Here is a 13,660-nt window from a genome sequence, read left to right as displayed (position 1 = left end):
GATGCCCAAGGCCCCGGCGATCGACCAGCAGCGACTGCTGGACCTGCAGGCCGTCGACACCCGCCTCGCCCAGCTCGCCCACCGGCGCGCCACCCTGCCCGAGCAGGCCGAGCTCGACACCCTGCTCAAGCGGCACCGCACCGCCTCCGACGAGGCCGTCGCCGCGCGCACCGCCGTCTCCGACATCGAGCGGGAGGTCGCCAAGGCCGAGGCGGACGTCGCGGTGGTGCGCCAGCGCGCCGAGCGCAACCGCGCCCACCTGGGGTCCGGCCGGGGCACCGCCAAGGACCTGGAGGGGCTGCAGCACGAGCTGGAGAGCCTGGCCCGCCGCCAGGGCGTGCTGGAGGACGAGGAGCTGGAGGTCATGGAGCGGCTGGAGACCGCCCAGGCCCGCTCCACCGCCGCCGAGGCCGACCTGGCGCGCAACGCCGAGGAGGTGCGGGCCGCGGAGCAGCGCCGCGACGAGGCCCTGGCGGGCATCGCGGCGGAGGAGACCGCCGCGAAGGCGCGCCGCCAGGCCGTCGCGATGGACCTCGACGCCGCCCTCGTCGCCACCTACGAGAAGCTGCGCGCCACCCGGGGCGGGGTCGGTGCGGCGATGCTGCGCGCCCGCCGCTGCGAGGGCTGCCGGCTGGAGCTGAACACCTCCGACATCAACGCGCTGCGCGCCGCCGCCCCCGACGACGTGGTGCGCTGCGAGGAGTGCGGTCGCATCCTCGTGCGCACCGCCGAGTCCGGGCTGTGAGCGGGCGCTCCTCCGGCGCCCGCCGCCTCGTCGTCGAGGCCGACGGGGGCTCGCGCGGCAACCCCGGCCCGGCCGGGTTCGGCGCCCTCGTGCGCGACGCCGCCAGCGGCGAGGTCCTGGCGGAGGCGGCCGAGGCCATCGGCACCGCCACCAACAACGTCGCCGAGTACCGCGGTCTCGTCGCCGGCCTGCGCGCCGCCGCCGCGATCGACCCCGGCGCCGACATCGAGGTGCGGATGGACTCCAAGCTCGTCGTGGAGCAGATGTCCGGCCGCTGGAAGGTCAAGCACGAGGACATGCGCCGTCTCGTGGAGGAGGCCCGCACCGTCCTGCCGGGGGCGCGGGTCCGCTACACGTGGGTGCCGCGCGCGCAGAACTCCGCCGCGGACCGGCTGGCGAACGAGGCGATGGACGCCGCGGCGAAGGGCGGGGTGTGGCAGCGCTCCGCCGCCACGGCCACGGGAACGGCCCCAGCAGCGCCGCCCGCGGCCCCGGCGCCCGGCACCGACCCGGGGCAGCCGGTCACGCTCGTCCTGGTCCGGCCCGGCTCCACCGCCCTGACCGAGCAGCAGCGCCTCAGCGGCCGCGGCGGGGACGACCCCGAGCTCAGCGCGCGCGGGCGCGCCGAGGCCGCGTCGGCGGCCACCTCCTGGGAGGTCTCCTCCGCCGACGTCGTGGTCGCCTCCTCCCTGCGCCGGGCCCGGGAGACGGCCCGGCTGCTGGCCGGCGCCCGCGACGTGGAGGTCCTCACCGACCCGGCGTGGGACGCCCCCGACCTGGGGGGGTGGGAGGGGCTGAGCGTGCCGGAGGTGACCCGCCGCTGGCCCGCGGAGTTCGCCGCGTGGCGGACCTCCCCGCAGGTGGCGCCCCCCGGCGGGGAGTCCCTCGACGCCCTCGCGCGCCGCGTCGCCGGGGCGCGCGATGCGCTGGTGCGCCGCTGGGCCGGGCGCAGCGTCGCGGTCGTCACCCACCTGGACCCGGTGCGGCTGCTGGTGCGCGCCGCGCTCGACTCCGGCCCCGCCGCCCACCGCAGGCTGCGCCTGGACCCCGGCTCGCGCTCGGTGCTGCGGCTGTGGGCCGACGGCGGCGCCGAGGTGCTCGCCGTCAACCGCGCCTGAGCCGCTCCCGCCCACCCGGCACCGGCCCGCTCAGCGCGCCTCGACGTCCAGCGTCCACGGCCGCCCGGCGTGCGGCGGCTCGTGCAGGGCCGCGGGGAACGCCTCCGCCACCGCGTCGCGCAGCCGGCCCGGCGTGCGGGGTGGGCGGCCCGCCCGCGTCAGCAGGTGGCGCGCCACCAGGCCGCGGGTGTGCTTGGCGTCGTGGGAGAGCGACCTGCCCCCGCGGGTGACCCGCACCGCGACCACGGGCACGGCGGCGCCGGGGTCCCAGGCCGCGGCGTACGCGGCGGAGCGGCAGTCGACGACGACGCCCGACGGCTCCAGCGCGGCCGCCAGGTGCGGGCGCCAGAACGCCGCCAGCGGACCCACCCCGGGCAGGTCGGTCCCCATCGAGAGCCGGTAGCCGGGAACGCGGTCCCGGGGGGTCAGCGCACCCCACAGGGCCGAGACGACGAGCACCCGGCGCTGCGCCGCCGCGGGCAGCGACGGCAGGTCGAGGGCCTCGTGGAGGACCCCCGTGTACACCCGCGCCGCGGGCGCGGCGGGGCGGGAGCGCAGCGTCGTGTTCGCCGCGACGGCCTCCGCCAGGCGCGGGCCCGTGCCCAGCACCCCGGTGGCGTCCGGCCGGGCCGAGACGGCGACGAGGGCGTCGAGGACCCGCTCGCGGGCGGCGGTGAGGGCGGGGGCCGACAGCCGCGCGAGGTCCACCGGGGCCCCGCGCGCCGGCCCGCTCCACTTGGTCTCCGAGGGCGGCAGGACGACGAGCACGAGGGAGCACCCTAGGGATCCCCGGCCCACCTGCGTGCGCGGCGTCCCCGCACCCGGTCGGGTCGCTACGCTGGGGGCGGACGAGCCGGCCGGGCGGCCGCGTCGGGGCTCCCGCGAGGGGGTGCCCGCCGAGGAAAGTCCGGACTCCACAGGGCGGGGTGGTGGGTAACGCCCACCCGGGGTGACCCGCGGGACAGTGCCACAGAGAAGAGACCGCCAGCGCTCGCGCTGGTAAGGGTGAAACGGTGGTGTAAGAGACCACCAGCGCACCGGGTGACCGGTGCGGCTCGGTAAACCCCACCCGGAGCAAGGTCAGACAGGCAGCGTTCGAGGGCGGCCCGCCCGAGCTGCCGGGTAGGCCGCTGGAGGCGTGCGGCGACGCACGTCGTAGAGGGATGGCCGCCGCCCGGGCGCGAGCCCGGGGCACAGAATCCGGCTTACAGGCCGGCTCGTCCACCACCCGGGCCCCACCGGCGCGCACGCGGGCGGCCCGCGCCCGCCCTCAGCGCTTCGTCAGGTCCACCCTGCCCGGGACCATCATGCGCAGGTCCTGCTTCAGCCTGATGCCGCGCCGGGGCGCCCGCACCACCCGGCTGCGCGCGGCGAGGTCGTGCAGCGCCCGGTGCCGGACCGCGGGGAGCAGGCTCAGGACCAGGCTGACCAGGAGCACCAGCACCCCGGCGGGGGCGAGGCCGTCCCACCCGCCGGTGCCGTCGTCCCCGCCCGCGACGGACAGCAGGACGAACGGCGCGAACAGCACCAGCAGGCGCAGGAACGAGGACGTGACGCCCAGCGCGGCGCCGCTGCGCCCGTCCACGACCCGCAGGCCCAGCAGCCCCTTGCCGAGGGTCTGCCCGTCCCGCCGCACCAGGAGGAACCACTCCAGCAGGACGTAGGAGAGGAAGTACGCCAGGGACGCGAGCAGACCGATCGCCGTGTCGTACGCCCTCGACCCGCGCTCCATGGGCAGCAGCACGGGCAGGGCCAGCAGGACGAGCGGGACCACCACCACGAACGTCAGCCCCAGGGCCAGCGCGAGGTCGAGCAGCCGGGCCGCGAGGCGGCGCGGGAACGGCGCCGGCTCCGTCTCCTGCGCACCGGGGTGCTCGGTGTCGGCCATGCCCCCACCCTGCCGGTCCCGGGCACACCCGGGCCTCCGCGCGGGGCCGGGCACCGCCGCGCGTGCGGTGGCGCCCGCCCGGGAGTTGGACAGACTGGCTCGGTGGACCGACCCCGACGCCCGTTCCCGGGAGCAGCGTTCGCCGCGGCCGTGCCGGCACTGCTGGCCGCCCTGCTCCTCGCCCCCGCGGCCCCGGCCCTCGCGGTGCCGCCGCAGCGCCTCGCCCAGCAGGTCACCGACGACGTCGGCGCCCTGGCCGGGGCGGGCGGTGACGTCGAGGCGGCGCTGCGGGAGCTGCAGGCCGAGGACGGCCTCCAGCTGTGGGTGGTCTACGTCGACTCCTTCGACGGGCTGAGCGGGCCGGTGTGGGCGCAGCGGACGTTCGCGGCCAGCGGCTTCGGCGCCGACGACGTGCTGCTGGCGGTGGCGGTGGAGGAGCGCTCCTACGGCTACGGCCGCGGGCAGGGCGCCCGCATCACCGAGGCCGAGCTGCAGGCGGTGACCCGTGAGCGCACCGAGCCGCGCCTGGGCGCCGGTGACTGGCCCGGCGCGGTGGTGGCCACCGCGGAGGGTGTCGGGGACGCGGTGGGCGGCGGCGGTCCCGGTGCGGCCTCCGGCGGTGGCGGTGGCGGGGTGCTGCCGCTGCTGCTGCTCGGCGGCGCCGTCGTCACGGGCGCCGTCCTCCTCGGTGCCCGCAGGCGCCGCGGCGGCGCAGGGGGGTCGCGGGGCGTGCCCGCCGGGGCCCCGGCGGAGGCCGACCCGTTCGCGGGGGAGCCCACCGACCAGCTCGACCAGCGCGCCAACGCCCTGCTGGTGCAGGCCGACGACGCGGTGCGCTCCAGCGCCCAGGAGCTGGACTTCGCGCGGGCGGAGTTCGGCGAGCAGGAGACCGCCGCCTTCGCCGCGGCCCTGGAGCGGGCCCGCGCCGCGCTGACCGCCGCCTTCGCCACGCGGCAGCGCCTCGACGACGACCAGCCGGAGTCCGAGCCGGAGCGGCGGCGCCTGCTCGCCCAGATCGTCACCTCCTGCACCGAGGCCGGTGCCGCCCTCGACGCCGAGGCGCAGCGGGTGGAGGAGCTGCGGGACCTCGTCGGCAACGCCCCCGCGCGGCTGGAGCAGGTCGCGGCGGAGGCGGCCCGGCTGCGCGCGCAGGTCGAGCCGGCCCGCCGGGAGGTGGCCCGGCTGCTGGAGCGCTACGGCCCCGAGGCGCTCGCGCAGGCCGCCGACGACCCCGACGAGGCGCAGGCGCGCCTGGACGCCGCCGACACCGCGGTGCGGGAGGGGCGGGAGAAGGCGGGCGACCCGTCCGCCGGCGGTGCCGTCGTCGCGGCGGTGCGCACGGCGCAGGAGGCGTGCGCGCAGGCCGCGCAGCTGCTGCAGACGGTCGCGCGCGCAGGGGCGGACCTGGAGCGGGCCCGGGAGGAGCTGCCGGTGGCCGTGGAGCGGCTGCGGGCCGACCTGGAGCAGGCCCGCTCCCTCCCGGCGGGTGCGGCGGGCGGAGCCGGGGACGTGGTGGCGCGGGCGCGCGTGGCGCTGGAGTCGGCGGTGTCCGGGAGCGGGCGGGACCCGCTCGGCACGCTGCGCCGGCTCGCGGAGGCGGAGCGGGCGCTGGAGGCGGTGCTGGGGCAGGTCCGGCAGGCGGAGGAGGTCCGGCGGCGCGAGGGCGAGGCGCTGGAGCAGACGCTGCTGGTGGCGCGCGCGGAGATCGACGCGGCGGAGGACTTCATCGCCACGCGGCGCGGCGCGGTGGGCGGCGCCGCGCGCACCCGCCTGGGCGAGGCGCAGCGGCACCTGGCGCGGGCGGTGGCGCTGCGCCCGGGCGGCGCCCGCGAGGCGCTGGAACACGCCCGGACGGCCGCGGCCCTGGCGCAGGAGGCGGCGGAGCTGGCGCGGGCGGACGTGGACGTCTGGCGCGGCACCGCCGGCTATGGCGGCCACGGCGCGGGCTACGGCGGTGGCTACGGCGGTGGCCACGGGAGGGGCTACGGCGGGGCGGACGTGGGCGCGCAGGTGATGGGCGCGGTGCTCGGCGGGATCCTCGCCGGGGGCGGGACCCGGCGCAGCTCCGGCTGGGGCGGCGGCTTCGGGGGCGGGGCCGGCGGCGGCTTCGGCGGCTCCTTCGGCGGGGGGTCCTTCGGGGGCTCCGACGGCGGCGGCGGCTCCTTCGGCGGCGGCCGGTTCTGACCCGGCGGCCCCGCCGCGGCGGCGTCTGCGGCTGCGGGCGGGGCGGTTTGGGGGCATGCTCCGGAGCGGACGCCGGCCGGGCGCTCGCCGGGTCGGGCACGCACTGAGGCGCCGGGGAACCGGCGGGGAGGACGACACCGTGGCGGACAAGCAGTCGATCCTGGGGCGCATCGCGCAGATGGCGCGGGCCAACATCAACGCCTACCTGGACGAGGCCGAGGACCCGCAGGTGATGCTGGACCAGATGATCCGCGACTACAGCGCCAGCATCCGCGAGGCCGAGGGCGCGATCGCGCAGACCATCGGGAACCTGCGCCTGTCGGAGCAGGACCGCGCGGAGGACGAGGCCGCGGTGCGCGAGTGGGGGCAGAAGGCCGCGGCCGCCTCCCGCAAGGCCGACGAGCTGCGCACGGCCGGCAAGGCCTCGGAGGCGGACCGCTTCGACGAGTTGGCGAAGGTGGCGCTGAAGCGCCAGATCTCCTACGAGCAGGAGGTCCAGGCCGCCGTGCCGCAGATCGCCGCGCAGACGGAGGTCGTGGACAAGCTCAAGGCCGGCCTGGAGGGCATGAAGCAGAAGCTGACGGAGCTGAAGACCAAGCGGGACCAGCTCGTGGCCCGCGCCAAGGCCGCGGAGGCGCAGGCCCGGGTGCAGCAGGCGGTCGGCTCCATCAGCGTGCTCGACCCGACGTCGGACCTGGCGCGGTTCGAGGACCGCATCCGCCGGGAGGAGGCGCGCGTGGCGGGCCAGGCGGAGCTGCAGGCGGACTCGCTGGAGTCGCGGTTCGCGAGCCTGGAGGACGACGCGGTGGACCTGGACGTGGAGGCGCGCCTGGCGGCGCTGAAGTCGGGGTCCTGAGCCCCTGAGCCCGCGGGCCCGGCCTGCCCGGCGGCACGACGCGAGCCCCCTCCCGGGGAACGGGGAGGGGGCTCGCCGCGTCCCCGGGGCGCTCCGCCCGTGACGCGGGGTGACGCGCTCGCCCGGACGGGGCGGGCTGCTGCGCCCTCCGGGTGACGGGGTGCGCCGGGAGGATGACGTCGCGTGCGCGCGCACGCACCGCTGGTGGTGCCCGGCCTACCGTCGGGGGACGACCACGACCACCAGGGGGACACATGGACGGGCGCTTCGCCCCGCCGGACTGGCGCGAGTTCTACCCGGAGAGGACCAGGGCCGCCCGCGTCGTCACCCTGCCCGTCGCCGGGCAGGGACCGGCCGCCGCCCTGCCTCCGGAGCTGGACACGATCCTGGCCCGGCACGTGCGCCGCACGCAGCCCGGCGGCGTGCGCCCGGTGCGGAACCTGGCGGGCGCGGCGGTCCTCGCCTCGGGGGCGGTCCTCTTCGCGGTCCTCGTCCACGTCCTCGTCCTGCCGGTGTGGCGGACGCAGGGGACCGGCGTGCTGCCCGGCGCCGTCGTCCTGCCGGTCCTCCTGCTCTCGGTGCTCGCCCCGTTCGCCGGCGCCCTCGTCGTGTGGCGGTGGCTGGAGGCGGTGCGCGCCAACGCGGAGGTCCTCTCGCCCGGCGCGCACCACGCCCGCTCGCGGAGCTGGACGCGGCTGGCCTGGATCGCGCCCGTGGTGAGCTGGTGGTTCCCGTACCAGGTCGTCCGGGACGTGGCGCGCGCCTCCTCCCCGGCCGCCCCGGATGCGTCCGGCCCGCTGCTCGCCACCTGGTGGGCGCTGTGGCTGGGGGCGCTCGCGACGGGCGGCGTCGCGGTGCCGCTCACCCGCACCGCGTCGGTCCTGCCGGGTGTGGAGGTCCTCGGCACCGCGATGTCCGTGGTGTGCGCGGCGCTCGCCCTCGGCGCCTTCGCCCTGTGGGTGCGCCTCGTCGCGCGCATCACGGAGCTGCAGGAGACGCCGCGCCAGGTCGTCCTGCCGGACACCGCCGCCTTCGCCGCGGCCCGCGCCTGAGCCGTCCCGGGTGCGGTGGGAACCCCCGCCGCACCCGGGACAGGGCTGCTCAGCGCAGTTCCGCCGCCAGCGCCGCCGCCCCGATGATGCCCGCGTCGTTGCGCAGCTTCGCCGGGACGATCGGGGTGCGCAGGTCCAGCAGCGGCAGGAACTTCTCGTGCTTCTTGCTGACCCCGCCGCCGACGACGATGAGGTCCGGCCAGAGCAGGTCCTCCAGGTGCTTGTAGTACCGCTGCAGGCGCTTGGCCCACTGCTCCCAGCTGAGGTCCTGCAGCTCGCGGGCGCTGTCGGCGGCGCGCTTCTCCGCGTCGTGCCCGTCGATCTCCAGGTGGCCGAGCTCGGTGTTCGGCACGAGCGTGCCGTCGATGATGAGGGCGCTGCCGATACCGGTGCCGAGGGTGGTGACGACCACGACGCCGCGCACGTCGCGGGCGGCGCCGTAGCGCGCCTCGGCCAGCCCCGCCGCGTCCGCGTCGTTGACGACGAGGACCCGCCGGCCGAGGGCGTCGGAGAAGACGCGCTCGGCGTCGGTGCCGATCCAGGACTTGTCGACGTTGGCCGCGGTGCGGGTCACGCCGTGCTGGACGACGGCGGGGAACGTGATGCCCACCGGCCCGGAGTAGTCGGCGAAGGTGTTGACCGCCGTGGACACGACGGGCGCGATGTTGGCGGCGCTCGCCGGCCGCGGGGTGGGGATGCGCACCCGCTCGGCGGCGAACGCCCCGGCGAGGAGGTCGACGGGGGCGGCCTTGATGCCCGACCCCCCGATGTCGACCCCGAGGCCGCGGGCGGCACCTGGCGGGACGGAGGCGCTGGATGTCGTCGTCGTCACGCGGGGGAGCCTATTGCTCCGCGCTCCCGCCCGCCGGGTCCGCTCCCGTCGTGCTCCCGCCCCGCCCCGGCGGGGTCAGGGGCGGCCGGCGGCGCGCGGGGATCCCTCCCGCGGCAGGACGGCCCACAGCACCAGGTAGACGATCACCTGCGGGCCGGGCAGCAGGCACGAGAGCACGAACAGCAGCCGCACGGTGTTCGGGTCCACGCCGAACCGGCGGGCCAGGGCGGCGCAGACGCCGGCGACGACCTTGCCGGACGTGGGACGGGCGAGCACGGACACGGGTCCTCCTCCGCGACGGGTGATCAGGTACCCGGCCAACGCGCGGGCCGCCGGGAGGGTGCCCGCGCACCGCGCGGCCCGGCCCGTCGCCTCCCCGGGTCCGGCGCGGCGCGGCTCAGGGGAGGGTCAGGACCTCCGCGCCGGTCTCGGTGACGACGAGGGTGTGCTCGAACTGGGCGCTGCGGCGGCGGTCCTTCGTGACGACCGTCCAGCCGTCGGGCCACATCTCCCACTCGTGCGTGCCCAGGTTGAGCATCGGCTCGATGGTGAACACCATGCCCGGCTCCATCACCGTGTCGTGCTCGGGCGCGGCGTCGTAGTGGGGGATGACCAGGCCGGTGTGGAAGGCCGGGCCCACGCCGTGGCCGGTGAAGTCGCGCACGACGCCGTAGCCGAACCGCCGGGCGTACGCCTCGATCACCCGGCCCAGGACGTTGACGGGGCGCCCGGGGGCCACCGCCCTGACGGCGCGGTCCAGGGCGGTGCGGGTGCGCTCGACGAGCAGGCGCGACTCCTCGTCGACGTCGCCGACGAGGAAGGTGGCGTTGGTGTCGCCGTGCACGCCGCCGGTGTAGGCGGTGATGTCGAGGTTCACGATGTCGCCGTCGCGCAGGACGGTGGAGTCGGGGATGCCGTGGCAGACGACCTCGTTGACGCTCGTGCACAGCGACTTGGGGAAGCCGCGGTAGCCCAGCGTCGAGGGGTAGGCGCCGTGGTCGAGCAGGAACCCGTGCGCCACCCGGTCCAGCTCGTCGGTGCTGACGCCGGGGCGGATGTGCGCGGCCGTCGCCGCGAGGGCCCGCGCGGCGAGCCGGCCGGCCACGCGGATGCGCTCCACCGTCTCCGGGTCCAGGACGTGCGGGCCCTCGTAGCGGCGCGGAGCGGGCCGGTCCACGTACTCGGGCCGCTCGATGTCCCCGGGCACCGGCCGCCGGGGGCTCACGGTTCCGGGCACGAGGGGGGTGGCGACGGGCGGCATGGGGAGAAGTCTACGAAAGGCGCCCGCCGCGCCCGCGCGCCACGATGTGCCCATGAGCGAGGGCCAGTACTACTACAACGTCTCCACCGGCGCCGTGGAGAAGGTGGAGCGCAGGGGGCAGGCCAAGGACCTCATGGGCCCCTACCCCACGCACGAGGCGGCCGCGGCGGCGCTGGAGACGGCGCGCTCGCGCACGGACGCGTGGGAGCGGGAGGACGCCGAGGAGGCCTGAGCGTCCCCGGCGCCCCCGCCCGCTCAGCGCTTCAGCTTCGGCAGGACCTCGCGGCCGAACACCTCGATCCACTCGGCCTGGTTGCGCCCGACGTTGTGCAGGTAGATCCGGTCGAAGCCGAGGTCGACGTACTTCTGGATCTCGGCGCGGTGCACGTCCGGGTCGGCGGAGATGACCATGCGGCCCTCGAAGTCCTCCGGGCGCACCAGCTTCGCCATCTGCGCGAAGTCGTGGGGGGAGCGGATGTCGGCCTTGGGGAACTTCATGCCGCCGTTGGGCCACTCCGTCATGGCGTCGGCCAGCGCCTGCTCGTCGGTCCGCGCCCACGCCAGGTGCAGCTGGAGGACCTTGGGCATGGTGTCGGGGTCCTTGCCGGCCTCGCGGGCGCCCTCGGCGAACTTCTCGAACAGCCCGCCGATCTTCTCCAGGGGCGCGCCGACCGTGATGATGCCGTCGGCGAACCTCCCGGTCTTCTTCGCGTTGATCGGCCCGGCGGTGGCGACGAGGATCGGCGGGGCCTCCTGCGGCATGGTCCACAGCCGGGTGGTCTCCATCGAGAACCACTTCCCGGCGTGCTTGACGTCCCTGCCGGCCAGCGAGGCGTCGAAGAGCTTGCGGATGACCTCGATCGCCTCCCACATCCGCGCCGAGCGCTCCCCGGCCTCGGGCCAGTAGCCGGGCACGACGTGCTCGTTGAGCGCCTCGCCGGTGCCCAGGCCCAGCCAGTGCCGGCCGGGGTACATCGCCGCCAGGGTCGCCGAGGCCTGCGCGACGACCGCGGGGTGGAAGCGGAAGCTCGGGCAGGTCACGCCGGGGCCGAGGTCGCCGGTGGTGCGCTCCCCGACGGCGGTGAGGACGTTCCACACGAACGCCGCCTGCCCCTGCTGCGGCACCCACGGCTGGAAGTGGTCGGCGGCCATGCAGCCGGAGAAGCCGTGCTCCTCCGCCAGGGCGGTGTAGCCGACGACCTCCTGGGGCCCGAACTGCTCGAGCATCGCGGCGTAGCCGATGGTCAGATCGCTCATGGCGTCATCCTGCCCCCGGACCGCGCCGCCGCCCGGGGCGGGTGCGGGCTCCGGGACGTCTCGGGGTCATCCCGGAGCCGCAGGCCCCAGGATGGGGGCAGGCCCTGATGTGCGGCGGGGCCCGTCCACCCCACGATGGATGCGCACGGACGGTCCCGCCCGGAACATGGACGGCGTCCCGACCGTCTTGAACAATCGAGGGGCCGGACGATCGGGGACGGCGGGGGCCCGGCACCTGCCGGGCGCAGGGGTGCCGGACGCACGGGTGCCGGATGGACGGACGAGGGGAAGCACATGTCGGAGTCGCTGGACCTGAGCAAGCCGCTGGCACCGCCGGCGGCGCCCGCCCCGGCCGCGCCGGTGGACCTGCAGCTCACGCCCCCCGCCCCGGTCCCGGTGGTCCCCGACGCGCAGGCCGAGGGCATGATCCCCCTGGACGAGGCCACCCGGGCGGAGCTGGCGCGCAAGGCCCAGGTGTTCGTGGAGGACCTCGCCACCCAGGACCCGCGCAGCCCGGCCTTCCAGAAGCGCGTCGACGACATCGTGCGCATGGGCGAGCAGGAGATCCGCTCCAGCGCCCAGGCGTCCAACCGGATGCTGGAGCGCCCCGCGTCCTCGCTGGCGGGCGCGAAGGGCCAGAAGGCCGCCGGGCCGGGCGCCGACGCGCAGGTGAAGGTGGCCAACACGCTGCTGGAGCTGCGCCGCACCGTGACGGACCTCGACCCGGGCCGGGCGGACCTGCGGGGGCCGAAGAAGCTGCTCGGCATCCTGCCCGGCGGCAACAAGCTCCAGCGCTACTTCGAGCGCTACCAGTCGGCGCAGTCCCAGCTCGACGCGATCATCAAGGCGCTCGCGTCGGGGCAGGACGAGCTGCGCAAGGACAACGCCGCCATCGAGCAGGAGAAGGCGAACCTGTGGGCGACGATGGGCAAGCTGTCGGAGTACGCCACGCTCGCCAAGGCGCTGGACGCCGCGACGGTGCAGAAGGTGGAGGAGCTGCGGGTCACGAACCCGCAGGCGGCCGAGGCCCTGACGGCCGACGCGCTGTTCCCCATCCGCCAGCGCCAGCAGGACATCCTCACCCAGCTCTCGGTGAGCGTGCAGGGCTACCTGGCGATGGACCTCGTGCGCAAGAACAACATCGAGCTCATCAAGGGCGTGGACCGCGCCCAGACGACGACGGTCTCCGCGCTGCGCACGGCCGTCGTCGTGGCGCAGGCGCTGGCCAACCAGCGCCTGGTGCTGGACCAGATCAACGCGCTGAACACGACGACGAACCAGATGATCCTCTCCACCTCGGAGATGCTGCGGCAGCAGACCGGCCAGATCCACCAGCAGGCCTCCACCTCCACGGTGGACGTGGCCACGCTGCAGCGGGCGTTCGACAACGTGTTCGCGACGATGGACGCGATCGACACCTTCAAGGTGCAGGCGGTGCAGAGCATGGCGACGACGGTGGACGCGCTGGAGGGTCAGGTGAACCGCTCGAAGTCCTACCTGGAGCGGGTCCGGTCGCAGGAGGAGGAGCGGTGAGCGTCCCCGCGCACCTGCGCCGCCGCGCCGGGCAGCAGGGCGGCACCGTCCCCGGCACCGTCTCGGGCACGGTCTCCGGCCGCGTCGTCACGGGGACGCCGTCGGAGGTCGTCGGCCGCCGGCTGCGCAGCCGCAGGTGGAAGGCCGCGAACAGCTCCTGGCTGGTGATGCCCGCGGTCGGCGGCGTGTGGCTGTCCTGGATCGCGTTCCTCTACATGGGCCTCAAGGGCCGCCGGGCCGGCTGGGTCCTGGCGAGCCTGCTGTACTTCGCCACGGCCGCGGTGACGACGGGCCTGTTCGTGCTCGGCTCGGTCGTCGACAACGGGTGGCTCGTTTTCCTGAGCGTGGTCCTGGCCTTCGCGGGCTGGGGCGGAGGGCTGGTGCACTCGATCATGGCGAACCCGACGTGGCTGCGGATCAAGGCGGCCCTCGGCCTGGAGCCGGAGCAGCCACCGGCGCCGGTGGTGCCGGCCGCGCCGCCGTCGCCGGCCGAGGTCGTGGGGCGCCTCCAGCAGGACCTGCACGGCCTCGTGCGCCGCGTCAACGCCGCCGGCGGGAAGCTGCCCGACGGGGCGGTGCCGCTGGTCCGCGAGATCGAGGACGTGCTGCGCCCCCTGCTGGAGCGCGCCCGGCGCCGCTCGCCCAGCGCCGAGGAGATGCACAACCTCGAGGCCATCGTCCGGGAGTACCTGCCCGGGGCGCTGGACCGCTACCTGGAGCTGCCCGCGCAGTACGCCCTCACCGGCCGCACGTCCGGTGGCACGACCCCGGCGGAGGAGCTGCTCAAGCAGCTCGGCCTGCTCCACGAGGGCGCCCTGCAGCTGCAGCAGGCGGTGTACGACTCCGACGCGCAGGCGCTGGCCACCCAGGGCCGGTTCCTCGACGCGAAGTTCCGCCGCTCCGACCTGGACCTGTAGACCGTCCCGCCAGCAGC

Annotated in this window: 14 protein-coding genes and 1 other RNA gene; 9 read left to right on the top strand and 6 right to left on the bottom strand. The window is 76.5% G+C overall.

The features are described from left to right. Position 1: 1 nt before the first annotated feature. Entirely contained in the window at positions 2 to 745 is a 744-nt protein-coding gene (locus ACYQBY_RS10015) for a zinc ribbon domain-containing protein (protein WP_459643706.1), read from the top strand. Then, the gene (locus ACYQBY_RS10010; RefSeq protein ID WP_459643705.1) at positions 742 to 1,863 is read left to right on the top strand and encodes a bifunctional RNase H/acid phosphatase; all 1,122 of its coding nucleotides are present in this window, start codon (positions 742 to 744) and stop codon (positions 1,861 to 1,863) included. Before ACYQBY_RS10015 ends, ACYQBY_RS10010 begins: the two co-directional genes overlap by 4 nt. A gap of 30 nt (positions 1,864 to 1,893) precedes the next feature. Here the strand turns inward: ACYQBY_RS10010 and ACYQBY_RS10005 are convergent, their stop codons facing one another. Then, positions 1,894 to 2,631 (bottom strand): YaaA family protein, encoded by a 738-nt coding sequence (locus ACYQBY_RS10005; RefSeq protein WP_459643704.1) that lies wholly within the window; start codon positions 2,629 to 2,631, stop codon positions 1,894 to 1,896. 81 nt (positions 2,632 to 2,712) lie between these two features. On the opposite strand from ACYQBY_RS10005, the gene rnpB reads away from it, so the two are divergent. Further along, an RNA gene (gene rnpB, locus ACYQBY_RS10000) (RNase P RNA component class A) lies at positions 2,713 to 3,087 on the top strand. A gap of 46 nt (positions 3,088 to 3,133) precedes the next feature. Here the strand turns inward: rnpB and ACYQBY_RS09995 are convergent. Continuing rightward, on the bottom strand, positions 3,134 to 3,751 hold the full coding sequence (locus ACYQBY_RS09995; protein WP_459643703.1) for an RDD family protein: 618 nt from the start codon (positions 3,749 to 3,751) through the stop codon (positions 3,134 to 3,136). A gap of 102 nt (positions 3,752 to 3,853) precedes the next feature. Here ACYQBY_RS09995 and ACYQBY_RS09990 point away from each other — a divergent pair, with 102 nt between their 5' ends. The 3 genes from ACYQBY_RS09990 to ACYQBY_RS09980 all read left to right on the top strand — a co-directional run bounded on the left by ACYQBY_RS09990 (position 3,854) and on the right by ACYQBY_RS09980 (position 7,843). Next, a complete protein-coding gene (locus ACYQBY_RS09990) occupies positions 3,854 to 5,935 on the top strand; it encodes a TPM domain-containing protein (RefSeq protein WP_459643702.1) in 2,082 nt (693 codons plus the stop codon). A gap of 139 nt (positions 5,936 to 6,074) precedes the next feature. Further along, positions 6,075 to 6,791 (top strand): PspA/IM30 family protein, encoded by a 717-nt coding sequence (locus ACYQBY_RS09985; RefSeq protein WP_459643701.1) that lies wholly within the window; start codon positions 6,075 to 6,077, stop codon positions 6,789 to 6,791. A 254-nt stretch (positions 6,792 to 7,045) separates the two neighbouring features. Next, the gene (locus ACYQBY_RS09980) at positions 7,046 to 7,843 is read left to right on the top strand and encodes a DUF4328 domain-containing protein (RefSeq protein WP_459643700.1); all 798 of its coding nucleotides are present in this window, start codon (positions 7,046 to 7,048) and stop codon (positions 7,841 to 7,843) included. 49 nt (positions 7,844 to 7,892) lie between these two features. On the opposite strand, the gene ppgK is transcribed toward ACYQBY_RS09980, so the two are convergent. The 3 genes from ppgK to map all read right to left on the bottom strand — a co-directional run bounded on the left by ppgK (position 7,893) and on the right by map (position 9,936). Beyond that, positions 7,893 to 8,675 carry a polyphosphate--glucose phosphotransferase gene (ppgK, locus tag ACYQBY_RS09975; RefSeq protein WP_459643699.1) on the bottom strand — a complete coding sequence of 261 codons (783 nt, stop codon included), beginning with the start codon at positions 8,673 to 8,675 and terminating at the stop codon, positions 7,893 to 7,895. Positions 8,676 to 8,750: 75 nt separating this feature from the next. After that, on the bottom strand, positions 8,751 to 8,957 hold the full coding sequence (locus ACYQBY_RS09970) for a PspC domain-containing protein (RefSeq protein WP_459643698.1): 207 nt from the start codon (positions 8,955 to 8,957) through the stop codon (positions 8,751 to 8,753). A gap of 115 nt (positions 8,958 to 9,072) precedes the next feature. Further along, the gene (gene map / locus ACYQBY_RS09965; RefSeq protein WP_459643697.1) at positions 9,073 to 9,936 is read right to left on the bottom strand and encodes a type I methionyl aminopeptidase; all 864 of its coding nucleotides are present in this window, start codon (positions 9,934 to 9,936) and stop codon (positions 9,073 to 9,075) included. Positions 9,937 to 9,988: 52 nt separating this feature from the next. Between map and ACYQBY_RS09960 the strand changes: the two genes are divergently transcribed. Continuing rightward, entirely contained in the window at positions 9,989 to 10,168 is a 180-nt protein-coding gene (locus ACYQBY_RS09960; RefSeq protein ID WP_459643696.1) for an SPOR domain-containing protein, read from the top strand. Positions 10,169 to 10,191: 23 nt separating this feature from the next. Here the strand turns inward: ACYQBY_RS09960 and ACYQBY_RS09955 are convergent, their stop codons facing one another. Next, entirely contained in the window at positions 10,192 to 11,193 is a 1,002-nt protein-coding gene (locus ACYQBY_RS09955) for a TIGR03557 family F420-dependent LLM class oxidoreductase (protein ID WP_459643695.1), read from the bottom strand. A gap of 294 nt (positions 11,194 to 11,487) precedes the next feature. Between ACYQBY_RS09955 and ACYQBY_RS09950 the strand changes: the two genes are divergently transcribed. Further along, on the top strand, positions 11,488 to 12,726 hold the full coding sequence (locus tag ACYQBY_RS09950) for a toxic anion resistance protein (RefSeq protein WP_459643694.1): 1,239 nt from the start codon (positions 11,488 to 11,490) through the stop codon (positions 12,724 to 12,726). Beyond that, positions 12,723 to 13,643, top strand: a complete 921-nt coding sequence (locus tag ACYQBY_RS09945) for a hypothetical protein (RefSeq protein ID WP_459643693.1) — start codon at positions 12,723 to 12,725, stop codon at positions 13,641 to 13,643. Before ACYQBY_RS09950 ends, ACYQBY_RS09945 begins: the two co-directional genes overlap by 4 nt. The last annotated feature ends 17 nt before the right edge of the window (positions 13,644 to 13,660 follow it).

This window comes from Kineococcus anabasis (assembly GCF_054590795.1).
The sequence above is the reverse complement of the archived record's forward strand: the minus strand, read 5'-3'. Positions and strand labels throughout refer to the sequence as shown.

Excerpts from the sequence above, each read along its gene's own strand:
- ACYQBY_RS10015 (WP_459643706.1), top strand. The coding sequence starts at position 2 with ATGCCCAAGGCCCCGGCGATCGACCAGCAGCGACTGCTGGACCTGCAG.
- ACYQBY_RS09995 (WP_459643703.1), bottom strand. The coding sequence starts at position 3,751 with ATGGCCGACACCGAGCACCCCGGTGCGCAGGAGACGGAGCCGGCGCCG.
- ACYQBY_RS09980 (WP_459643700.1), top strand. The coding sequence starts at position 7,046 with ATGGACGGGCGCTTCGCCCCGCCGGACTGGCGCGAGTTCTACCCGGAG.
- map (WP_459643697.1), bottom strand. The coding sequence starts at position 9,936 with ATGCCGCCCGTCGCCACCCCCCTCGTGCCCGGAACCGTGAGCCCCCGG.
- ACYQBY_RS09960 (WP_459643696.1), top strand. The coding sequence starts at position 9,989 with ATGAGCGAGGGCCAGTACTACTACAACGTCTCCACCGGCGCCGTGGAG.
- ACYQBY_RS09955 (WP_459643695.1), bottom strand. The coding sequence starts at position 11,193 with ATGAGCGATCTGACCATCGGCTACGCCGCGATGCTCGAGCAGTTCGGG.
- ACYQBY_RS09950 (WP_459643694.1), top strand. The coding sequence starts at position 11,488 with ATGTCGGAGTCGCTGGACCTGAGCAAGCCGCTGGCACCGCCGGCGGCG.